General features: G+C 61.9%; 21 protein-coding genes. 12 read left to right on the forward strand and 9 right to left on the reverse strand.

Annotation, left to right across the window (positions count from 1 at the left end; genetic code table 11):
* Window positions 1–3 precede the first annotated feature (3 nt).
* Window positions 4–3,741 (reverse strand): CARDB domain-containing protein, encoded by a 3,738-nt coding sequence (locus tag DV706_RS12500; RefSeq protein ID WP_006064437.1) that lies wholly within the window; start codon window positions 3,739–3,741, stop codon window positions 4–6.
* Between the two features lie 262 nt (window positions 3,742–4,003).
* On the opposite strand from DV706_RS12500, the gene DV706_RS12505 reads away from it, so the two are divergent.
* The 6 genes from DV706_RS12505 to DV706_RS12530 all read left to right on the forward strand — a co-directional run bounded on the left by DV706_RS12505 (window position 4,004) and on the right by DV706_RS12530 (window position 5,962).
* Window positions 4,004–4,210 (forward strand): hypothetical protein, encoded by a 207-nt coding sequence (locus tag DV706_RS12505; RefSeq protein WP_006064438.1) that lies wholly within the window; start codon window positions 4,004–4,006, stop codon window positions 4,208–4,210.
* A gap of 70 nt (window positions 4,211–4,280) precedes the next feature.
* Window positions 4,281–4,541 carry an eL43 family ribosomal protein gene (locus tag DV706_RS12510; RefSeq protein WP_006064439.1) on the forward strand — a complete coding sequence of 87 codons (261 nt, stop codon included), beginning with the start codon at window positions 4,281–4,283 and terminating at the stop codon, window positions 4,539–4,541.
* Between the two features lie 22 nt (window positions 4,542–4,563).
* Window positions 4,564–4,698, forward strand: a complete 135-nt coding sequence (locus tag DV706_RS12515; protein ID WP_006064440.1) for a DNA-directed RNA polymerase subunit P — start codon at window positions 4,564–4,566, stop codon at window positions 4,696–4,698.
* Between the two features lie 6 nt (window positions 4,699–4,704).
* Window positions 4,705–4,971 (forward strand): KEOPS complex subunit Pcc1, encoded by a 267-nt coding sequence (locus tag DV706_RS12520; protein ID WP_006064441.1) that lies wholly within the window; start codon window positions 4,705–4,707, stop codon window positions 4,969–4,971.
* Window positions 4,972–5,311: 340 nt separating this feature from the next.
* Window positions 5,312–5,707: a prefoldin subunit beta gene (locus tag DV706_RS12525; RefSeq protein WP_006064442.1), complete on the forward strand. Its 396-nt coding sequence runs from the start codon at window positions 5,312–5,314 to the stop codon at window positions 5,705–5,707.
* On the forward strand, window positions 5,708–5,962 hold the full coding sequence (locus DV706_RS12530; protein WP_006064443.1) for a DUF3194 domain-containing protein: 255 nt from the start codon (window positions 5,708–5,710) through the stop codon (window positions 5,960–5,962). It abuts the gene before it with no gap.
* 237 nt (window positions 5,963–6,199) lie between these two features.
* On the opposite strand, the gene DV706_RS12535 is transcribed toward DV706_RS12530, so the two are convergent.
* The 4 genes from DV706_RS12535 to DV706_RS12550 form a co-directional block, all read right to left on the reverse strand.
* Window positions 6,200–8,524, reverse strand: coding sequence for an LUD domain-containing protein (locus DV706_RS12535; RefSeq protein WP_006064444.1), 2,325 nt, complete (start codon window positions 8,522–8,524; stop codon window positions 6,200–6,202).
* Window positions 8,525–8,529: 5 nt separating this feature from the next.
* Complete coding sequence (locus DV706_RS12540; RefSeq protein ID WP_049889603.1) at window positions 8,530–9,033, reverse strand: LUD domain-containing protein; 504 nt, start codon at window positions 9,031–9,033, stop codon at window positions 8,530–8,532.
* Between the two features lie 138 nt (window positions 9,034–9,171).
* Window positions 9,172–10,077 (reverse strand): NmrA/HSCARG family protein, encoded by a 906-nt coding sequence (locus DV706_RS12545; protein ID WP_006064446.1) that lies wholly within the window; start codon window positions 10,075–10,077, stop codon window positions 9,172–9,174.
* A 253-nt stretch (window positions 10,078–10,330) separates the two neighbouring features.
* On the reverse strand, window positions 10,331–10,882 hold the full coding sequence (locus tag DV706_RS12550) for a GMP synthase subunit A (protein WP_006064447.1): 552 nt from the start codon (window positions 10,880–10,882) through the stop codon (window positions 10,331–10,333).
* A 241-nt stretch (window positions 10,883–11,123) separates the two neighbouring features.
* On the opposite strand from DV706_RS12550, the gene DV706_RS21780 reads away from it, so the two are divergent.
* Complete coding sequence (locus DV706_RS21780) at window positions 11,124–11,297, forward strand: DUF7556 family protein (RefSeq protein ID WP_006064448.1); 174 nt, start codon at window positions 11,124–11,126, stop codon at window positions 11,295–11,297.
* Between the two features lie 68 nt (window positions 11,298–11,365).
* Window positions 11,366–11,503, forward strand: a complete 138-nt coding sequence (locus DV706_RS21785) for a hypothetical protein (protein ID WP_169331107.1) — start codon at window positions 11,366–11,368, stop codon at window positions 11,501–11,503.
* Between the two features lie 102 nt (window positions 11,504–11,605).
* Here the strand turns inward: DV706_RS21785 and pan1 are convergent, their stop codons facing one another.
* Window positions 11,606–12,823 (reverse strand): proteasome-activating nucleotidase Pan1, encoded by a 1,218-nt coding sequence (pan1, locus tag DV706_RS12555; RefSeq protein WP_006064450.1) that lies wholly within the window; start codon window positions 12,821–12,823, stop codon window positions 11,606–11,608.
* 126 nt (window positions 12,824–12,949) lie between these two features.
* On the opposite strand from pan1, the gene DV706_RS12560 reads away from it, so the two are divergent.
* From DV706_RS12560 to rad50, 3 genes are all read left to right on the forward strand, one after another.
* Entirely contained in the window at window positions 12,950–13,219 is a 270-nt protein-coding gene (locus DV706_RS12560; RefSeq protein ID WP_006064451.1) for a MarR family transcriptional regulator, read from the forward strand.
* 112 nt (window positions 13,220–13,331) lie between these two features.
* Window positions 13,332–14,603 (forward strand): DNA double-strand break repair protein Mre11, encoded by a 1,272-nt coding sequence (gene mre11, locus DV706_RS12565; protein WP_049889604.1) that lies wholly within the window; start codon window positions 13,332–13,334, stop codon window positions 14,601–14,603.
* Window positions 14,600–17,278 (forward strand): DNA double-strand break repair ATPase Rad50, encoded by a 2,679-nt coding sequence (gene rad50, locus DV706_RS12570; RefSeq protein WP_006064453.1) that lies wholly within the window; start codon window positions 14,600–14,602, stop codon window positions 17,276–17,278. The genes mre11 and rad50 overlap by 4 nt, the downstream gene beginning before the upstream one ends.
* Window positions 17,279–17,332: 54 nt before the next feature.
* Here rad50 and DV706_RS12575 read toward each other — a convergent pair whose 3' ends face one another.
* From DV706_RS12575 to DV706_RS12585, 3 genes are all read right to left on the reverse strand, one after another.
* Window positions 17,333–17,812 (reverse strand): DUF7346 family protein, encoded by a 480-nt coding sequence (locus DV706_RS12575; RefSeq protein WP_006064454.1) that lies wholly within the window; start codon window positions 17,810–17,812, stop codon window positions 17,333–17,335.
* Window positions 17,813–17,877: 65 nt separating this feature from the next.
* On the reverse strand, window positions 17,878–18,321 hold the full coding sequence (locus tag DV706_RS12580; protein WP_049889605.1) for a DUF7322 domain-containing protein: 444 nt from the start codon (window positions 18,319–18,321) through the stop codon (window positions 17,878–17,880).
* 152 nt (window positions 18,322–18,473) lie between these two features.
* Entirely contained in the window at window positions 18,474–18,659 is a 186-nt protein-coding gene (locus DV706_RS12585) for a DUF7331 family protein (RefSeq protein ID WP_006064456.1), read from the reverse strand.
* A gap of 119 nt (window positions 18,660–18,778) precedes the next feature.
* Between DV706_RS12585 and DV706_RS12590 the strand changes: the two genes are divergently transcribed.
* A complete protein-coding gene (locus tag DV706_RS12590; protein WP_136350872.1) occupies window positions 18,779–22,744 on the forward strand; it encodes a DNA polymerase domain-containing protein in 3,966 nt (1,321 codons plus the stop codon).
* Window positions 22,745–22,766: the final 22 nt, after the last annotated feature.

Below are 22,766 nucleotides of genomic sequence, written 5' to 3' on the forward strand. Positions count from 1 at the left end.
CGGTTACGGCGACTCGTCGTCGGGAGCTTCGTCGGGACCTTGGTCTGGTGGTTCGTCGGCTGGTTCGGCAGGTGGTTCTGTGGGCGGCTCTGCTGGGGGATCAGCCGGTGGTTCCCCAGGCGTGTCCTCAGGTGGCCCAGGTTCTTCAGGTGGCTCTTCGGGCGTGTCTTCAGGCGGTCCTGGCTCTTCTGGTTGCTCTCCTGGCGTGTCTTCAGGCGGCCCTGGCTCTTCTGGTTGCTCCTCGGGTGGGTCCTCAGGCGGTTCGGTATCCACTTCGGGTTCGGTCACGGTGATCTGAACCGATGCTGTGTCGTCGTCGGTTCGCACGGTCGCGGTTCGGTCGCCGACATCCGCCGGGGTCGTCTGGTATGTCAGCGATACCGAGCCTGTTTCGTCCGGGTCGAGCGACACCGACTGGCTGGCAACACTCTGTTGCTGGTCGAGATCCAGCACCACGACCGTCTCGCCAGCTTCGCCGCCGACGTTCGTCAGGTCGGCAGCAACCTCGAGCGTGTCCCCACCTTCGACCGAGTCGGGTGCGCTGACGCTCGAGATCTCGATCGTCGCCGGCTCGAGGGGTTCCTCGACGGTCACCTGTGTCGTCGCCTCGTCGTCCTCGCTGCGGACCGTCACCTCGAGGTCGCCGACGTCTTCGGGCTGGGTCTGGTACGACAGCGTCACGGTGTCACTCTCCCCACCCTCGAGGTCGGCCTGCGTGGTGTCCACGACCTGCGCACCGACCTCGAGTGAGAGTTGCTGAGACCCCGCCGCACCGCCGACGTTGTCGACGTTGACCGTCACCTCGAGCGTCTCACCGGCCACCACGGGGTCGGTCGCCTCGAGGATGGAGACCGAAAACTCCGGCTCCAGATCGAGATAGTCCCCGGCGGGCTCCGTTTCGGCCCGCAGCGTTTCGTCGTAGAGATACGACGAGAGATCGACTTCCCAGACGAGTCGCTCGTCGTCGGTCTCGGGCGTCCACTCAACGGTGAACGTGTGGGACCCAGGCTCGAGCGTGGGCGGTTCGTCCGGGGTCGTCCCGGCGACGAACGCGCCGCCGAAGAGGTCGAGGTCGTTTGGGTTCTCGTAGCCGAACGTCACCACCAGGCTGTCGTCTTCCTCGGGCGTGACGTCCTCGAGGTCGATCGTCGGCTGCTCGGGCCGTCGTTCGTCGACGCAGTCGTTCGGGTTGCTCTCGCGGATTTCGTCCGGGCCAAACCAGTTGACGATGATCGTTCCGATGGTCGACCCGAAGCCGTCATCCGGGAGTCCGACGACGACTTCGTCGTTGGTTTCGTCGACGACTCCGTCACCCTCACCGATCTCGAATCGGATCGTTCCCGAAAACGGGGCGTCGATTTCGTCGCCGACCGTGATCCCGTGATGAGCGTTCCCGACACCCGCCGAGTCGATGAACAGCGTTTCGACGGTCAGATCGTCGCCGTCGTCGAACGCGCCGGAGACGGTGGCCTGTGTACAGTCGGCGAACTCGATCTCGAGTTCGTCGTCATCTTCGTCATCGGTGCCGTAGACGAGAACCGTGCGTTCGTCCGCGGCGACGGGGCTCTCGACGCGAACCGGGAACTCCTGGTCGTCCTCGACGAGCGCCGTCTCGAACGACATCGTAACCGTCTCGCTGTCGCCTGGCTCGAGTTGCACCGAGGCGGTGTCCACAACGGTCGGATCGTGGCCGACGACGAACTCGAGATCCTGCGTGACGGCGACCGCGCTCGCGTTTTCGATCTCGGCGGTCACTTCGAGGACGTCACCGGCGTCAACGGGATCGTTCGTCTCGGTGATCGTTATGCTCACCTCGACGTCGTCCGTGCCGATCACCTCGACGTCACGGACGGCTGCGTCGTCGTCGCTTTCGACCCGCACAGGGAACGTCTGCGTTCGCCGGACAAGTGCCGTTTCGAACTCGAGATCGACTGTCTCGGTGTCGCCGCCGGCAACGGTCACCGACTGGCTGTCGACGAGTTCGGGGTCGTGACCGACGATCAGTTCGATCTCCTGGGTCGTCTCCGACTCGGCGGTGTTCTCGAGTGTCGCCGTCACCTCGAGGACGTCGCCGGTCGCAACCGGGTCGTTCGTCTCGAGGCTCGTCACCGAAAGCGGCGGCTCGTCGACGTAGACGAAGACCAGAACCTCGTCCGAATCACCCTCGGTTTCGATCCGAACTGGAAACCGCTGGGCGGTCTCGACGACGGCGGTCTCATAGCCCATCGTGATCGTCTCGCTGTCGCCCGGCTCGAGTGAGACGTCGACCGTCTCGACCACCGTCGGATCGTGGCCGACAGTCAGCTGTACCTCTCGGGTTAGCCCTGTGCCGTGGGTGTTCTCGACGTCGGCAGTCACCTCGAGAAACTCGCCTGTCTGGACCGGCGAATTCGTCTCGGTGATCGTTACGTCCAGCCCGACGTCGTCGGTGCCGATCACCTCGACGGTTCGCTCGTCGGTGCTGTCTTCGGCTTCGACCCGCACAGGGAACGACTGGGTTCGTCTGACGGCCGCCGTTTCGAACTCGAGATCGATCGTTTCGGTCTCGCCAGCGCCGACAGTCACCGACTGGCTGTCGACGAGTTCGGGGTCGTGGCCGACGATGAGTTCGACATCCTGTGTCAGTTCGGAGCCGGTCGTGTTCTCGAGTGTCGCCGTGACCTCGAGAACTTCGCCGGCGTCGACGGGATCGTTCGTCTCGGTGATCGTCACGGCCAGCTCCGCGTCAGGTTCGCCAACGTCGTCGATCACCCACGGGCTCTCGGACGTGTTGGACCCATGTTCGTCGATCACCCAGACAATGATCGGACAGCCGTGACAGCTGCTCTCGAGGGTGAGCGTCGCGGTGTCCTCGCTGCCGCTCACCGCCGTTTCGCCGAGAATGACGTCTGCGTGCCCGAGCCACCAGACCACCCGCTCGAGTGCACCGTCAGGGTGAGCGACGTCAAGTTCGAGGTCGATTGGGTCGTCGGGGTCGACCGCGATCGAGTCGTCGGCCGGCCGTTGCCCCTCGATGGTCGGCGCTGCGGTTCCGGTTTCCGCCACGGTGACCGTCCACATCGCTCGAGTGCGGTCGTCGTCGCCGACGGCGGCGGCGACCTCGTAGGTGCCAGCATCGTCGAACGTCGTCTTCCAGTAGTCGGCCCCTTGATTGCCGTAGTACGCGCTGTGCCAGGGTCCCATCGACCAGCCGGCGTACGCTCCGTCGACAAACCACTGCGTTTGACCACCGTACTCTCCCAGCGCATCCGATTCAACCTCGAAGAGTACTGTGGTTCCTGGCTGAACGGTGAGCTCTCGGTCCGGCCGCGTCTGTGTCGCGTCGAGTTCGTCGACCGCAAGGACGTCGACCGTCTGCTCGGCCGCGTCGCCATCGACCTCGAACCGGACCGTGACCGTCTCATCCTGCTCGACCGGAGACGTCCGGAAACTGAAGTAGTCGAGCGTTCGGCTCTCCCCGGGATCGACCGGCGTCTCGATCGTCGACCGATGCTCATCCTCGTAGAACGCGTCGACGACCACTCGAACCGGCGTGGTGCCGGTGTTTTCGACTTCGACCGTTACCTCGAGCAGCGACCCACCTTCGACGGGCGCGTTCGTCTCGAGGATTCGTACCTCGGTAGCGCCGTCGTCTTGGACGGCACGGCCCCGTCTGATCAGCCCCCGTTCGATCGCTTCCACACTCCCCGTAAGCGTCGCCGCCAGACCGCCACCGGCAGCGAGATAGCTGCGTCGCCGCATGATATCAGTTACCACGACAAACGATATAACCCATTGTGGGGGTTCTCCTGACCGTTATTTTTTGCGACGAGATGATCGCGAAACCGACAGGCGAACGGACCGTCAGACGACTGCGCTTGCCTCGAGCGACCGCAGTCGTGATCGGTGGCACTCCGACTGATCGAGTGAAACGGTGCGAATACTGTCAGTATCCGATGGAAGTGACACTGTCTGCTGGTTGTCAGTCCCTTATCTGGGCAGACGTAATGAGATATAATTAGCCATGCTCGAGCGACCAGATGCCGTCCTGGCTGCGATTCCGCTGCTTGCGGTAAGTGGACTCGTCGTTCGATCAGCGATCGCGATGACGGGCGTCGCGACGGGGCTTCTTGCGATCCCACTTGCACCCGTCGGCTATCTCGCTGCCCTCGTGTTCGTCTTTCGGGAGCTACTTACCGGACCGGTCGCAACGGCAGCGGCCGAAACCTGAGACGTGTTCGCTGGCGGCCCCGCCGCGACTCAACAGGTTTAAGAATCCGCTGGGGATAGCTAGTCCTACTATGGCCAAGAAAGGAATAGTCGGTAGCGCGGGCCGCTTTGGCGCACGCTACGGTCGCGTTGCCCGACGTCGCGTCAGTGAGATCGAAGACGACATGCAAAACGCCGAGGTTGACGGCGACTCCGTCACCCGTGTCGGCACCGGTATCTGGAAGAACGAAGAGACCGGTGAAATCTTCACCGGCGGTGCCTACCGCCCGGAGACGCCTGCCGGCCGCACTGTCAAGCGTTCGATCCGCGCCGCACTGGCAGAAGACGAATAACGACCACGGATACTGATTCAGTATGAGTTACAAATGCTCTCGCTGTAAGCGCGACGTCCAGATCGACGAGTACGGCGGCGTTCGCTGCCCCTACTGTGGTCACCGCGTGCTCCTGAAAGAGCGCAGTCGCGACGTCAAGGAAGTCGGCGTTCAGTAACCGCGCGTGTCTTCTCACGACGCGACCCTCGAGTTCGAGTATGAGACCCCGTCTCGTGCTCAACTCGTCGCCGAAAGCGTCAGCCGCGAGATCGGCGAGATCGATGACGACCGCTCCCAGACAACCATCGAGCACCAGCAGTCGGTCGTCCGAATCGAGATCGCCGCCGCGGACGTAATCGCCCTGCGAGCAGCACTAAACACCTGGTTTTCGCTCGTCGATGTCGCCGAACGGACGGCTACTATCGGCGAACGCACACTCGAGTCGTCGTAAGCAGAGTGTCGATTCGAGTCACGCTGTGTGTCCAACTCAAATCGCAGTCGCACCGCACTGACCGGCACTGGGTGCCGGATTGTGGTTTTTCTGCGCTCGCCGGACAGGACGGTCGCGACAGTCGTTATAGTAACAACTGAAACGAGTGACACACGCATCGCACAGCCGTCGTGCGATGCGGTGTGCAGTGGCGTTCAGTGGCTACTATCGCCTGTGCTATCAGTCGCCACATCACGGCCGCGACGCCAACATCCGAATACGCAGTTGGACTGTGCTTGCTGGGGCGCGCTGATCGACGACAAAGCTTGGCTTTATCCGTCCGGAGGGCGACGGTCGAGATATGCAAGGTAATCTACCGCCGGAAGCACAGGAGAAAATCGAACAGCTGCAGGACCTTCAGGAGACGGCTCAGACGGTCGCCGTCCAGAAACAGGAAGCTGAATCGAGCCTCACCGAGGCCGAAAACGCCCTTGACGAGCTCGAGACCATCGACGAGGAGACGCCAATGTACCGTAAGGTCGGCGAACTGCTCGTCGAGACGGAGTACGACGAGGCCGAAGACGACCTCGAGGACAAGGTCGACTCCCTCGAGATCCGCCTCGAGACCCTCGAGAAACAGGAAGAGCGCGTTCAGGACCAGTTCGAAAGCCTTCAGGGCGAGCTCGAAGAGCTCCTCGGCGGCGGCATGGGCGGCGGCCCAAGCCCGGCAGGCGGCCCAGGCGCTGGCGGCGCATAAATGCAGACTGACGAGCCGACGGCCGACGACGTCGTCCAGACGGCGTCGGATGCTGCGGAAGGCTACGTCTTCTCGCAGTACAAACAGTCGGCCGTACGCGATCTCGACGTCACCGTGACGTTCGAGGACGGCGTCCTCGAGGTCGACGTCTATCTCAACGCACCCGGTGACGAGGAGACGGCCGATCCCGAACAGGTCGCCGACGACGCCGCACTCGCGGCGCGGGAAGCGGTCGACGAACTGTTCGGCGAATAAGCGAGTGGTCGGTCGACGGCCACACATGCCGTTTTCGGCACAGCACTGAACCAAGAGCGCGCCGCTTGTGGAGCCGAACGGACTCGCTGCGGTGCCGTTGAAAGACAGCTCGAGAGCGACTGCACCGAGAGCGATGTCGCCGGTTACAGCCAAACCGATGGGCACACCGATCGCATCGCCGCCGTGCGATGGACCCGTACCGTGAGTTGCAACGGCGACTGGAGCCCGCAGGTAAACTCAGCGCGGCGGGGCCAGCAACTCGATCGGATGCGGAACGTCGCGCTCGAGCAGCGTCTCGAGCTGGTCGCCACACGATGTCCCGGAGGCGACGACGGTTTCCGCCGTCTCGAACTCCTGGGCCAGTCGGTCGCCGACGTCCATACTTAGCTCGTAGTACTCCTGTTTGTATCCGAACGAGCCGGCCATCCCACAGCACTCCACACTCGAGGTCCGTGGGTCGTAGCCACAGCGCTCGAGCAGCGCCGTCGTCGGGGCCTCGAGGCCGAGCGTCCGCTGCTGGCAGTGGGAGTGGTAGGCGATCGACATAGCTTGCTCGTCGGTCCCGCCATCAGCGGTCGCAAGCGCGTCCGCGTCGGCTCCGTGCTCGAGGAGGCCGTAGACGTAGTGACACACCTCGTAGCTGTTGTCCCGGAGGCGCTCGAACGAGCGGTCGGGCAGCAAGCGCTCGTACTCGCGGTGGAACGCCGCCAGCTCGGACGGCTCGATGACAACGAGATCCCGGCCGGCATCGAGGTCCTCGACGACGGCGCCGTAGAGGCGACTGGCCTGTCGATCTGCCGTGGCGACCATCCCCTGTGACAGCGGCGCGCGGCCGCTTTCAGGGAGATCGGGAACGCTGACCGGGACGCCGAGTGCCTCGAGTGTCCTGACCGCGGCTTTCCCGCGGCCGGTGTCGACGTAGTTCGTGTAGACGTCGGGGTAGAGGACGGCCTCGCGGTCGACGTCGGCCTCGCTGGCTTCGGACGTGGCGCGTTCTGCGCGGCGTCTCGAGGTCGCCACGCCACCTCGAGCCTCGAACCAGTCGACGAGCGTCTCGCGCTGGAAGCTCGGTAGGTCGCGACGCTGGTCAATGCCGAGGGTGGACTCGAGTACTCTGCGAGCAGGGCCAGTCTGGGCCAGCCAGTTCGAGACGGGTGCCGTCGCGGAGCCGAGTTTCGCGACGGTGCCAATGTTCCCGAAGAACCGCTTGCCGAGGTCGAGGCCACCAGTCTCGGCGTCAGGTGTGAGACCATCGACGAGGAAGTCGTACGACTCGCCATTGCCCTCGCGATTGATGCGATCTCTGACGACGGTGTTCATCCACGGGATATCGATTTTTACCGGACAGGCGTTGACACACTGTGAACAGCCCGTACAGAGGTCGTTGAACTCAGCGGCGCTCTCCTGACCGTGGACGCCGGCTTCCCAGCCAGTGGCGATGCCGCCCGAATACGTCTCGCCGCCGAAGGCGTGACCGCCGACGGCCTGGAAGTTCGAACACGAGTTCGAACAGGCACCACACCGAATACAGTACAGCGTCTCGCGGAGCAGATCGTCCTCGCGCATGTCCATGCGGCCGTTGTCGAGCAACACGAGGTGGAACTCGCGGTCGGGCTCGGTGCCTGCAGACGATGTATTCGCGTCCGCGTCCGTGCCCGCGAGGGGCCGGTCTGGGGCGTCGAAATCCAGTGTCGGCGACGCAGTCGGCGGCGTCAGCATCGTCACGTACTGGGAGATGGGCTGGCCTGTCGCGCTTTTTGCGATCAGGTCGACGAACGGCTCGAGGTCCCGAACCGACGGAATCAGCTTCTCCACGCCGGCGATGGCGACGTGTGTATCGGGTGTGACGGCACACTTGCGGGCGTTGCCCTCGTTCGTGACGAGCGCCATCGTTCCCGTTTCGGCGACGACGAAGTTCGCACCCGTGATCCCGACGTCGGCCTCGCGGATGCGTTCGCCCAGATAGTCGCGGGCGAACCGCGTGAGCGATTCGGCCGTCTCGAACGGCTCGTCGGGGTCGAAGCGCTCGGTGAACAACTCGGCGATCTCCGGCTGGCTGATATGCATCGCCGGCCCGACGATGTGGGAGGGTGTGTCGTCTGCGACCTGCAACACCCACTCGCCGAGATCCGTCTCGTAGACGTCGGTGCCGTTGGTCTCGAGTGCCTCGTTGAGGTCGATCTCTTCGGTAGTCATCGACTTCGATTTGACGACGGATGGCTGGTCGCCGTCCACAGGAGTCGATCGGTCGGCAACGACATCCGAAACGTAGGCGTTCGCGTCCGCAGCGTCGTCGGCGACGTAGACCGTCCCGCCGTTTGCTTCGACTGCTTCCCGAACCGTCTCGAGCAACTCGGGGAGTCGGTCGATCGCCTCTTCCTTGATCGCTCGTGCATCGGCCCGCAGCGTCTCGATATCGTCCGTCTCGGCGTAGGTCTGTGCCTGGCGTGCACTCATCGCACTCGAGTGGGCGTGGACGGCCTCCCCTTCGGTCTCGAGGAGCTGTCGGATCCGCGCGGCCGTCTCGCTTCGGGAGCCGGGCTGGTGGGTTCGCTCTGCCATCGTGCTCACCGATCCTCCAGAACGATGACGCTGACTGTCCCAGGACCGTGGACCCCGTGGACGAGGTCGCCCATGTCCGCCGTTGCGCTCCGGCCAGTCGCGAAGACGATGCTCTTTCGATCGGCGAAGCAGTCCTCGAGGCGGTCGAACCCGGCTCCGAGATCCGGGACGACGTCGCTCGCAGCGACGACCGCGACGTGGTGGTCGGGGTAGAGGCTGATCGGCTCGTCGCCCACAGCTCGAGATTCGATGGCGACAGTGCCGTACTCGGCGATCCCGAACGTGGCAGGCGTGACGCCAGTTCGTGCTGCCTCGAGGTCGCCGGCAGTCGGTCGCGTCGTCACTGATTCCGGTTGCGAGGCGCCGTCAAACGGGAGGGGGACACCGACAGCAGGTGCCTCGAGGACGGCCGCGATTCGCTCAGTCGCATCGACTGCCGGCACTCGTTCGACGCCGACCTCGAGAGACTCGAGGGCGCGTTCGAACCGGCCGACGGTATCGATTGTCATCAGATACCACATTCGAACCGATGATAAATAGACTGGCGGTCGCCGACACTGACTGACTCGGGCAAATCGATACGCGCCGCTCGGGCCGAATGATCGCGTAGAAAACAGTCGTGATCGGCGGTGGCTACGCGCTGTCAGTCACTGCATCGCTTTGACCCAGCCGGGAACGGACGCCATGCCGTCTTTGTCCTCCCAGCCGTGTTCGCGGAGATACGTCTCGAGGTCCGTAAACTCGAAACCGAGCTGCGCCTCGAGCGCGTCGATATCGGCGCTGTAGCCGACCTCGTTGAACCACTCGCACATCACGGTGAACTCCTCGCCGAAGCTGTCGTAGGCGTCCTCGATCGGGACATAGACCGGCTCGACATCGACACCGGTGACGTTCGAGAGCGTCTCGGCAGTCTCGGCAAGGGTCAACTCGTCGCCGGCGAGTTCGACGTGCTCGCCAACGAACGCGTCGGGGTTTTCGAACGCGACCGTAGCCGCGTGGCCGACGTCGTCAACGTCGATCATCTGGAGGGCAACGCCTTCCGCGAGTGGCAGCGCGAGCTGACCGTCCTCGACGATATCCTCAGCGAACGCCTCGAGGTTCTGGAAGAAGAACACAGGCTGGAGGACGGTCATCGGCAACTCGAGGTTTTGGGCGTGCTGGTCGATTTCGTCGGCCGAATCGAAGTGGGGGACGCCGGTGTCTTTCTCGTGGCTCCCGACGCCGCTGAAGACGAACTGGTCGACGCTCGCCTCGCTTGCGACGTCGGCGATGTTCTTTCCCTGCTGGACCTGCGTCTCGTAGCCTTGGGTCCAGAAGTTGGTGACGGCGAAGACGGCGTCGACGTCGGCGACGTGAGGTTCCAGGGACGATTTGTCGTTCAGGTCTCCTTCGACCACTGTCACACCCTTGTCGGCCAGTTCCTGTGCGCGGTCGCCCGAGGCGTCACGGGTCAGCCCGGAGACGTCGAAGTCGGTGTCAGCCTCGAGGAGGTGTTCGACGACCGATCCGCCCTGATTGCCGGTCGCACCGGTAACGAGGACGCTCGTGGTCATCTCAGTCCACCTCGCCGAAGCACGTGGCAGTGAGTGGAGACGAGACGACCGTGGTTGGAACGGGACGTGAAACTGGTTTCATTACGTTATCTGATTCGCCTTGAAACCTACATATACACTTGGCGACATGAGCGATACTAGCTTACACCGATGTTACCACATTTTGCTGAGAATACACGTTGGTGATGATTGCAGCTGTGGCTACGCTGGTGGACAATCCACTGAAAACAAAAAATCGGTAGCGAGTGAGTCGCTACTGTTCGCAGATCTCGAGGAAGTTCTCGAAGATCTCGTCGCCCTCTTCCGTGTGGGCAACCTCCGGATGCCACTGGACGCCGTAGAGATCACGGTCGGTATCGCTCATTGCTTCGACACCACAGACGTCGCTTTTGGCCGTGAGCTCGAAGCCGTCAGGCAGTTCTTTGACCTCGTCAGCATGGCTTGCCCAGACGCGGGTTTCGGGGTAGAGCGATCCCGTCAGTGGGTCATCCTCGTCGAGAATGTCGACGTTGACATCGGCGTAGCCGCCGTACTCCCCGCTGCCGACACGGCCGCCCAGTTCTTCAGCGATCAGTTGCATTCCCAGACAGATTCCGAGGACTGGCATGTCTGCCTCGAGGTAGTCTGCGGATTTCCCAATTCGGTCCATATCCGGGCCACCCGAGAGGACGACGCCATCAGCGTCGACGTCCTCGGGGGGTGTCTCGTTGTCGAGCAACTCCGTTTCGACGCCGAGGTCGCGAAGCGCGCGGCGCTCTAAGTGGGTGAACTGACCGTGGTTGTCCACCACGACGATCTTCGTCATTGACTGGCCATAGCCAGTCACCCGGTAAAAACGGTCCGGAACGCGTTCTGTGAGGGCTAGTGACCCGAATCGATCCGACCAGCGCACGCTCGTTGGCCCTGGAGCCAGCAAGTTTCGTCTGTCCACTAATCGCTCACGCTACTTCAGTTTCTCACTCATACTCTCTAAAATACTGGGTTTTTCAATCACTTTTGTGAGGTATACCAAAACGTTCATACATGCACCAGCAGTATTTGTAGATATGACACTCGAGGCCGAGTCGGTGGGCAGTCAGCCGGACAACGACGGCACTGTCGTCGCGGCAGTCGACGAGATCGATGGTCGATCACACCTCGTTATCGCCGATATTACGCGAGATGATGTGTGGCTCTCGATGCCGGAGCGAGCGGCTGTTTCGCTCGAGACGTGGCGATAGAGAGGAAGGTCAGTGTCGTCGTCTATGGTTCCGGTACGTTTATACTCGTTTCACCGGAGAATACACGTATGACAGTCGATCTCAGTGAGTTCAAGCATTCGTCGTGGATCACTGCGGGCGGAACAGTGGTCGGATATTTGTTGATTCTTGCCGTACTGACGGTGGCACTGTTTGTTATTCCGTGGCTGGTCTTCGCGGCGCTATAGCGCCACAAAACGGGTCGTAGCGCTCTGTTGTTCTCGAGTCGTACCGTCGGATCGAGCTGTCGCTCGCTCTTGACGGTGAGAGAACAGAGAAAAACGGCCGGTTCAGGCGAAGGTTTTCGAGACGTCTTCGGTTTCATCCGAGTCAGCCTGGACCTTCTCCCAGGCGTTACGGAAGTCTTCCATACGGATCTCGGTTCGCTCGTCGCGGATGGCGAACATCCCGGCTTCCGTACAGACGGCCTTGACGTCGGCACCGGAGGCCTCTTCGGCTTCTTCAGCCAGTTCCGCGAACTCAACGTCGTCGGCGACGTTCATCCCACGGGTATGGATCTCGAAGATGATTTCGCGGCCTTCCTGGTTGGGCTTTGGCACCTCGATGAGGCGGTCGAAGCGGCCAGGACGGAGGATCGCGCGATCGAGCATATCGAAGCGGTTCGTCGCGGCGATAATGCGGATCTCACCGCGTTCCTCGAAGCCGTCCATCTCGCTTAAAAGCTGCATCATCGTCCGCTGGACCTCGGCATCGCCCGACGTTTTGGACTCCGTTCGCTTGGCAGCGATGGCGTCGATCTCGTCGATGAAGATCACGGCGGGTTCGTGCTCGCGGGCGACCTTGAACAGGTCGCGGACGAGCTTTGCACCCTCGCCAATAAATTTGTGGACCAGTTCCGAGCCGGCCATCTTGATGAAGGTGGCGTCGGTCTGGTTGGCGACTGCCTTGGCGAGCATCGTCTTCCCGGTTCCCGGCGGCCCGTAGAGCAAGACGCCGCTCGGTGGGTCGATCCCGACATCGTCGAACATCTCGGGCTTCTCGAGAGGCATCTCGACGGTCTCGCGGACTTCTTGCATCTGCTCTTCGAGCCCACCGATATCCTCGTAGCTGACATCGGGACTCTCGGTGACTTCCATCACGCGGGCACGCACGTCAGTCTCGCTCGAGAGGCTCTTGACGATAGACAGCGAGTTGTTGACGGCGACCCGGGCGTCTGGGTCGATCTCTTCACGGAGTTCGTCGGTGACCTCCGTCAGCGCCTCCTGGTTGTTGCCGTGCTGTTTGATAATGACGCCTTCGTCCGTGATTTCCTGGACGGTGGCGACGAACAGCGGGGACTGCTTGAGTTTCTTGTTCTCGTGTGTGAGTCGCTCGAGTTTCTGCTGGTACTTGTTATTCTCGGCGTTGGCATCGAGGAGCTTGTCTCTCATCTCCTCGTTTTGCGCCTCGAGGATCTCCAGCCGTTCCTCGAGCGCCTGGATCTTCTCCTGTTGGGACGCCTCGTCCTCGTCGTATGGGAGGTCGACGTCGTCCACAGTGTCGCTCATCACCCGTCTCTTGGGTGTTGCTTCATAAGAGGCTTCGGGTAGGGGTGCACTTACTCACAAAATATAACCAATGTGCATTTATCGAAACAGAAAATATTATCACTCTGTATTCGAAACGGTGAGGTGATGAGTGCTTCAGAGTCGTTGGGACACGAGGCCGAACCGAGGGGAACGTGGGATGACGTCAGAGAGCTACCACCGAGTGCGAAACTCGTCGCAAAGGTCCTCGAGTACAACGACACGATGACCCAACAGCAGATCGCCGACGAGACGCTCCTGCCGTCTCGAACCGTTCGATACGCACTGAACCGCCTCGACGAGGAAAACGTCATCGACTCTCGATTTTCCTTTTCCGACGCTCGTAAACGACTGTACAGTCTCGACATCCAGGAGTAACGCGCGTTCTGTCCGAGGCAGCTGCCCCCCGTTTCACACTCGAGTCTGTCGTTCGTTCACTTTCACTCCAGTTACAGAATCCCTTTAGGACGCGCTTGCCAAACACATGGCAATGACGCGGGTACTACATACGGGCGATACCCACATCGGGTACCAGCAGTACAACTCGCCCGATCGACGCCAGGACTTTCTCGAGGCGTTTCGTGACGTGGTCGACGATGCGGTCGCCGACGACGTCGACGCCGTGATCCATGCCGGCGACCTCTTTCACGACCGCCGTCCGGGACTGGTTGATTTACAGGGCACCGTCGAAATCCTGCGAACGCTCGCTGACGCCGACATCCCCTTTCTCGCCGTCGTCGGCAACCACGAGGGTAAACGCGACGCCCAGTGGCTCGATCTCTTCGCCGACCTCGGCCTTGCGACGCGACTCGGTGCCGAACCCGAACTCGTCGACGACGTCGCCGTCTACGGACTGGACTTCGTTCCCCGATCGCGACGGGACGACCTCGAGTACGAGTTCGCCCCCGTGCCCGAGGCAGCCGACCACGCGGCGCTGGTGAGCCACGGCCTGTTCGAGCCCTTTGCCCACGCCGACTGGGACACCGAGCGACTGCTCACCGAATCGACGGTCGAGTTCGACGCCGTCCTGCTCGGAGACAACCACAAACCCGACACCGCGGAACTGCACGACACATGGGTCACCTACTGTGGCTCGACCGAACGTGCAAGCGCAAGCGAACGCGAGGACCGAGGCTACAACCTCGTCGACTTTACCGACGACGCCGTCTCGATCAGCCGCCGTGGCCTCACTGAGACCCGCGAGTTCGTCTTCGTCGATGTCGACCTCGAAGACGGTGAAGGCGTCGACCGCGTTCAAGAACGCGTTCGTGAGTACGACCTCGAGGACGCCGTCGTCATCGTGACGATCGACGGTGAGGGCCGACCGATTACGCCAGCGACAGTCGAGACGGCGGCCATCGACCGCGGGGCACTCATCGCCCGCGTCAACGACCGGCGAGAGCTGCCCGACGATGACGAGGAGCTATCGGTCCGCTTTGCCGACCCCGACGCCGCCGTTCGCGACCGTGTCCGCGAACTGGGGCTCAGCGACGCTGCCCTCGAACTCGACGAAACCGTTCGAAACGACGAGCTGGTGGATTCGAACGTCCGCGAAACCGTCGAACGACGCGTCCGGGAGATTCTCGAAGAGGACACAGCCGCATTCGACCCTGCTCCCGAGCGCGAGCCCGACGACGAGGACGTGACGACGGTTGCAGACCAGCTTGCCCACGGCGACGAAGACAGCGCGGAGACGACCACGCCAGAAGATGAGACAAGCGACGAGTCCGCAGACACCGCCTCGCTGGGTGATTTTGCATGAGAGTCGACCGTATCCGGCTACTGAACTTCAAATGCTACGACGAAGCCGAACTCGGGCTCGAGCGCGGTGTGACCGTCGTCCACGGCGTCAACGGCAGCGGAAAATCGACGCTGCTCGAGGCCGTGTTCTTCGCGCTGTACGGCTCGAAGGCGCTGGACGATCGCACCTTAGACGACGTGATCACGACCGGCGAAGACGAAACTGAAGTCGAACTCCGGTTTACCCATGACGGTCGCGAGTACCACATCGAGCGCCACCTCAAACTCAGAGGTGATCGCGCGACAACGGCGAAATGCGTCCTCGAGACACCTACTGAGACGATCGAGGGTGCACGCGACGTTCGCCGCGAGGTGACCGAACTGCTCCGGATGGACGCCGACGCGTTCGTCAACTGCGCCTACGTCCGCCAGGGCGAGGTCAACAAGCTGATCCACGCCTCGCCGAGCGATCGCCAGGACATGATCGACGACCTCCTCCAGCTTGGCGCACTCGAGGCCTACCGCGAACGAGCCAGCGACGCTCGTCTCGGCGTCAAGACAGTCCTCGACGGCCAGCAGGAAGTCCTCGAGGATCTCCGCAAACAGGTCGAGCAGAAAGAAGAGAAGGAGCTTCACAAGCGCCTGAACGGCCTCGAATCCCGTCAAAACGACGTTCGCGAGGATATCGATCACTTCGAAACGCAGCGTGAGCAGGCACGAACCACCCTCGAGAGCGCCGAAGACGTCCTCGAGCGCCACGCAGAAACGCGCGAGGAGGTCGCGACGCTCGAAGACGAGATCGGGGAGCTGCGCTCGAAGATTTCCGAAACCGAGCGCAAACGCGAGAGCGCGAAAGACGAGATTCGGGATCTCGAGGACCGACGCGAGGAACTCGCCGCGGAACGCGACGAGCTGCTGGCCGAGACCGATCTCGAGAGCCCCGACAGCGACGCCGTCAACGCCCGTCTCGAGACACTCGAGGCACGCGACGATGAGCTCCGTGATGAGCTCGAGGAGGTTCGAGTATCGATCACGGAGACCACGAGCGAAATCGAACGTCGCCGCGAGGCGGCCGCCGACCTCGAGTCTACGGCCGAGGCTGCCCGCAAGCAAGCCGACGACATCGATGCCAAACTCGAGGCCGACGCGGATGCGATCGAGGATCGTGAATCGAAGGTGGCGGATCTCGAGGCACAGATCACCGCTGCACGCGAGCGATTTACCGATGCGCCAGTCGACTTCGGTGAAGCCACTGCCCATCGCGACTCGCTCGAAGCACAACGGGAGCAGTTGACCGACGAGATCGGTGACGTCACCGCCGATATCAGGACCGTCAAGAACGCGATCGAGGAGGGCGAGCGGCTGCTCGAGGAGGGGAAGTGTCCCGAATGTGGCCAGCCCGTCGAGGACTCACCACACGTCGACGTGCTGGACGACAAACGCGAGGAACTCGCGGAACTCGACGATCGACGCGAGGCCCTCGAGGCCGACCGCGACGAGCTCGACGACCGACTCGAGCGCGCCGAGGAACTTTACGAGGCCGAACGGCAGGTCGATCGACTCGAGGAGAATCGGAACAACATCGAGCAACTGCTCGCGGAGAAACGCGAGACGCTCGCGGAGCGACGCGACCAGCGCGAGCAGCTACGCGAAGACGCCGAGGCGAACGAGGCCGACGCCGAATCGAAACGCGCCACTGCCGACGACCTCGAGGCCGAGGTCGACGACCACCGAGCCGAACTCGGCGCGATCAACACCGAACGCAGTGAGATCAAAGACGCTCTCGAGTCACTCCAGCGTCTCGCCGACATCGGCGATGAACGTGCCGACCTCGAAACCGAAATCGACACGCTGCGCGAGCGCCGCCAAGACTGGCAGACGATGAACGACGAGCGCCGCGAGGCGCTCTCGAGCAAACGCGACCGCAAGCGCGACCTCGAGTCGGAGTTCGACGATGAACGCGTTGTAAGCGCCCGTGAAAACAAACAAAACGCCGAGAACTACCTCGAGAAAGTCGACGCGAAACTCGAGGAACTCGAGGAGAAACACGCCGACCTCCAGAACGCGATTGGGGCCGCCGAACGGGAACTCGAGGAGCTCGAGGAACTTCGTGAGCGTCTCGAAGCCGCCGAGACACGTTGTGAGCACCTCGAGTCGCTGTACGACGAAGCCGAGACGCTACAGGCGACGTATGGCGATCTGCGAGCGGAGCTCCGCCAACAAAACGTCGAGACGTTAGAACGGCTTCTCAACGAGACGTTCGAGCTGGTCTACCAGAACGACTCCTACGCGGCGATCGACCTCGACGGCGAGTATCGGCTGACCGTCTACCAGAAAGACGGCGAAACGCTCGAGCCCGAACAGCTCTCGGGTGGCGAACGGGCGCTGTTTAATCTCAGTCTGCGGTGTGCGATCTATCGGCTACTCGCCGAGGGGGTTGAGGGAACCGCTCCGCTGCCGCCGCTGATCTTGGACGAGCCGACAGTTTTCCTCGATTCAGGCCACGTCACGCAACTGGTCTCGCTGGTCGAATCGATGCGCGACCTCGGCGTCGAACAGATCGTCGTCGTGAGCCACGACGAGGAACTCGTCGGGGCGGCGGACTCGCTCGTTCGCATCGAAAAGGATTCAACGTCGAACCGCTCGCGACTCGAGCGCGGTGAGCCACCCGAGACAGCGCTGCTCGCATCCGACTGACCGAGACACTGTCTTCCGAGAGCAGGGGTGAGTTTTAGCCCCGAGAAACCCGTCTCAATTGCTGTCAGCGGTCTCGCTCGAGTGCGCTGCGGTCGTCGTTGATTCGTAACCGTCACCCATCGAAACTCGTTCGAGCGCTGTCGCACATGTCTCGGTCGTCCGATACCCACGTTCGCCGCCAACTTCGACCGTTTCGAGCAGGCCAGCAGCCGACAGCACCGTGAGTCGGCCGTGGAGATCACTCTCACAGAAGTCGTACGCGTCGAGCAGTGTTCGGATCCCAAGTGGACCGCGGTCCTCGAGCTCGACCAGCAGGCCAAGTGTCGCCTCGTCGTGAACGTTCGTCAGGAGCGTCCGAACCGGCTCGGTGACGGTACGGGCAGCCGTCTCGAGAGCGGACTCGTCGACGGCCTCGAGGCGGTCGTTCTGGATGTAACACTCGTTGCCGTTCTGTGGATCCCGAACGAGACTTGCACGTTCGGAGCGTTTAAGAAGCAGATACCGTTTGCCGGTGTCGTCGTGAACGGTTTTCATGATCGGGTATGATCGTCCGGTGGCGGACGTTCGGTGACCGCCATTGAAGTAGTTTCGCCTGCACCCTATTCCATGGGTTCCGTGGGACGGTCGGCATCGTCGTCATCCGCTGGCGCAGTGGCGTCGTTCGTTCGTTGGAACACCCGATAACGATAAACCGCGAATCCTGTGAGGACGAGGCCGGCGGCCACCAGATAGGTGCTGTACGTGACTTCGCTCTCGAAAATGAAAAAGAGGAGTCCGAGTGCAAAGGCCAAGACCGCTGCGTTGACGACGAGTACCAGCGCCCAGAACTGTGTCAGCAGGTCGCTGTCGACATCGGTCTCGGAACCTGATAGGCCGGAGACGCTTTCATCTTCTTCGAATTCCGATTTGAGATCCGACCGCAGATCTGACCCTGCGTCTTCGGTCGAAATCCGGGGAATGGTAATGGAGTCGCTGTCGGGGTCTCTGAACTCCGCTTCAGGATCGTACTCGTCGGGTTCGTTCTCGGTCCGGTCGGATACCACAGGTGAACGGAGGACAACGATCCCAAAAAACGTTCGCGTTCGACCGTCTCGGCTGTAGTCGACTGACCGTTTCACACTGCTGGCTCTACTGTGTCTCGACGCAATCACACCCATCCGGCAGGGTGCGCTAGAATGGATGCCAGCCGACGGCGTCAGGCGACTTCTGCCAAAGAGAACGTCTGGGAGGTCTCAACCCACGCGAGCGGATTCTCGGCGTCATAGAAGACGACACCATCATCCGTTTCATAGGACTCGACCGTCGCGGTGCCCGCTGGTTCACTACGTGGCTCGCTTCGATCCGTCGTGTCGTCGTTGACGTGGGTGGACACTTCAATCACCTATACTCGTGGTATGTGTTACCACATTATATGTCTTGCTGCACCTGCAATACTCAGACAGGTCAGCGGAGTCAACGAATTGTGGGGGTTTTTATCCAGCCACTGCCAACTCCGATACCATGACTGAGGCGGGCCAAACCGGACTCTCGGAGTTTTCTCAAGAGCCCGACGAGCGACCGGACGAAGAGGCAGTTGCCGTCGCGGGCAACGGTGGATCGAACGCTGGCGAAGTGATCGACGTCATCGAGGAAACGCTCCCCGAAGCCGACGGCGACCTCGAGCTAGCCGTGATGCAGGTCGACTACACCATCGCCGGCTACGGCGACGAGGAACGACCGATCATGCACGTCTTCGGCCGGACGCCCGACGGCAGCTTAGAGCACGTCCAGGTCGTCGGCTTTCAGCCGTACTTCTACGCGCCGACGGACTCACTCGAGCGCCCACCCGAAGAGCAGTACGATCGGCTCACTGGCAGCCGCGACGTCGATGCAGACGGTGAGCCCTACGAGAGTATTCGTGGCGAGAAACTGACCAAAATCTTTGGCCAGACGCCGCGAGACGTCGGGCAAGTGCGTGATGAGTTCCAGCACTTCGAAGCCGACATTCTCTTCCCGAACCGGTTTCTGATCGACAAAGACGTCCGCAGCGGCATTCGCGTGCCCGACCGCCGGGCCGAGGACGGCTCGCTGGTCGTCCCCCACGACGAGGTCGAAGCCACGGACGTCGACGCCGACCCGCGCGTTTGTACGTTCGACATCGAGGTCGACGACCGCTCGGGTTTCCCAGAGGACGGCGAGGAGCCGATCGTCTGTCTCACCAGCCACGACTCCTATCGCGACGAGTACATCATGTGGCTCTACGAGGCCCCGATCGGCGACGGCCCGATCCCCGACGCGATCACCGACTACGAGCCAATCGAGGGCGAGCTCGAACACGAGGTACGGGCCTTCGAGGACGAAGAAGCGATGCTCGAGGCCTTCGTCGACTACATCCGAGACACCGACCCCGACGTCCTGACGGGCTGGAACTTCGAGGATTTCGACGCCCCCTATTTCCTCGACCGCCTCGAGGAGCTCCAGGGCCCCCACCACGACTACGATCTCGAGATCGATCGCCTCTCTCGAGTCGACGAGGTCTGGCGCAGCAACTGGGGTGGCCCCGATATCAAGGGCCGGGTCGTCTTCGACCTGCTGTATGGCTATCAGCGGATGGTGTTCTCGGAACTCGATTCCTACCGGCTGGACGCCGTCGGCGAGGCCGAGTTGGGTGTGGGGAAAGAGCGCTACGCCGGCGACATCGGCGACCTCTGGGAGGACGACCCCACCCAACTGCTCGCGTACAACCTTCGGGACGTCGAACTCTGTGTCGAACTCGATCGCCAACAGGAGATCATCCCGTTCTGGGACGAGGTGCGCTCCTTTGTCGGCTGTAAACTCGAGGACGCCCCCACACCCGGCGACGCGGTCGACATGTACGTCCTCCACGAAGCTCACGGCCGTTTTGCGCTGCCCTCGAAGGGCCAACAGGAGGCCGGCGAGGAGTACGAAGGTGGCGCGGTGTTCGACCCGATTACGGGTGTCAAAGAGAACGTCACCGTCCTCGACCTGAAGTCGCTGTACCCGATGTGTATGACGACAGTCAACGCCTCGCCGGAGACGAAAGTCGACCCCGACGAGTACGACGGGGAGACCTACGTCGCTCCCACCACCCCCAAGCCGATCCACTTCCGCAAGGAGCCCGACGGTGTCATGCGCGAGATGATCACCGAGTTGCTCGCCGAGCGTGAGGAGAAGAAATCGCTGCGAAACGAGCACGAACCGGGTTCACTCGAGTACGAGCAGTACGACCGCCAGCAGGGTGCCGTAAAGGTGATCATGAACTGCTTTACGCCGGACACGGACGTCTTGACTCCCGACGGCGTGCGCAATATCACTGACCTCGAGATCGGCGACGAGGTGTATTCACTCGACCCGGAGACGGAGCAACTGGAGATCAAGCCAGTCGTCGAAACCCACGCCTATCCCGACTACGACGGCGAGTTGATCGACATCGAGACGAGCAAGATCGACTTCCGTGTCACGCCGAATCACCGAATGCTCGTCCGAAAGAACGAGACGAACGGGATCACCGAAGACGAATACGACTTCGTCGAGGCCGGCAATCTCGATCGGGCGACGAACTACGAACTGCCCCACGACTGGGACGGGCCGGATGGTGAGGAACTCGAGCACGTCGATCTCACGGAACTGATCGACGGCGAGTACGAAGTCTGGGTTCGACCGTCCGTCCACGGCCACACGTTCACCGCCGAGCTCGGGTGGACACCGCGTCGCGTGCCGAAGGCTGATGTCGGGAAGACGGGCTACGTCTTCACCGCCGAGGAGTTCGAGGAACACCGCGAATACATCGAAGAGGTCTGTGAGATGAGCTACATCCACCGTGAATCCGGCCGAAAATGGATCCCACGGACCTACGATGGCGACGACTTCCTCGATCTGCTCGCGTGGTTCGTCACGGAAGGGAATATCTACACCTCCGAAGACAAACAGTTCGGCGAGAACTTCCGCGGGTCGGCGACGACGATACAACTCGCACAAGACAAACTGCCTGTCACTGACGGTGGTGTCGACCACCACACGACGATCGGCACCCTGCTCGACGAGATGGGATTCGATTACTACGTCGACGACCGCTCGTATTCGGTGACGTCGAAACTCCTCGGAAACCTCCTGACATCGCTCTGTGGCGATGGCAGCTTCGAGAAACAACTCCCCGGCTTCGTGTTCGAGTGCAGCCGTCGGCAGAAACGACGATTCCTCGAGGTCCTGATCGACGGTGACGGCGATCGACAGACGAACGCGTGGCGATACACGACCTCGAGTGAGCGGCTTCGCGACGACGTGCTTCGGCTCTGTGCACATCTCGGACTGACGGCCAACTACAACCGCGATAGCGGCTCGTGGCGAATCTACGTGACCGAAGGTTCGAAGAACACACTTCGAATGCACCGCAGTTCCGCCCAAAGCACGGCCGAAAACGGCGTCTACTGCGTCACCGTTGCGGACAACCACACGCTGCTTGCAGGCCGGAACGGCACGTTCCAGTTCGTCGGCCAATCGTTGTACGGCGTGTCCGGGTGGGAACGATTCCGTCTCTACGACAAAGAGGCGGCAGCCGCGATTACAGCCACCGGACGCGAGGTCATCGAATTTACCGAGACTGCCGCAAACGAACTGGAGTATCAGGTTGCATACGGTGACACCGACTCGGTCATGCTCGAGCTCGGCCCCGACGTCCCGAAAGACGACGCCCTCGAGCAATCGTTCGAGATCGAGGAGTACATCAACGAACGCTATGATGACTTCGCGCGCGACGAGCTCAATGCGGAGTTCCACCGCTTCCAGATCGAGTTCGAGAAACTCTACCGACGGTTCTTCCAGGCAGGCAAAAAGAAACGCTACGCCGGCCACATCACGTGGAAGGAGGGCAAAGACGTCGACACGATCGACATCGTTGGCTTCGAGTACCAGCGCTCGGATATCGCCCCGATCACCAAGGAGGTCCAGCATAAAGTCATCGAGATGATCGTCAAAGACGGCGACGTTGAGGGGGCAAAAGAGTACGTCAACGGCGTCATCGAGGACGTCCGTACGGGCGACATCTCGCTCGAGGAGATCGCCATCCCGGGCGGAATCGGCAAGCGACTCGACAACTACGATACCGACACGGCACAGGTTCGCGGCGCGAAGTACGCGAACCTGCTGCTCGGCACGAACTTCCAGCGTGGCAGCAAGCCCAAACGACTGTATCTGGATCGTGTCGATCCGCGCTTTTTCGAGCGACTCGAGGCCGAAGAAGGGTTCGATGCCCGCACCGATCCGCTCTACGGCGCGTTCAAGCGCGACCCCGACGTGATCTGTTTCGAGTACGACGACCAGATTCCCGAGGCGTTCGAGGTCGATTACGACACGATGCTCGAGAAAACGCTGAAAGGGCCGATCGAACGCATTCTCGAGGCGCTCGGTGTCTCGTGGGAGGAGGTCAAAAGCGGCCAAGAACAGAAAGGCCTGGACAGCTTTATGTAATCGAACCGGATTTCGGAACGCA

The sequence above is a fragment of the Natronorubrum bangense genome, from assembly GCF_004799645.1.
In the GTDB taxonomy this organism is placed as follows: domain Archaea; phylum Halobacteriota; class Halobacteria; order Halobacteriales; family Natrialbaceae; genus Natronorubrum; species Natronorubrum bangense.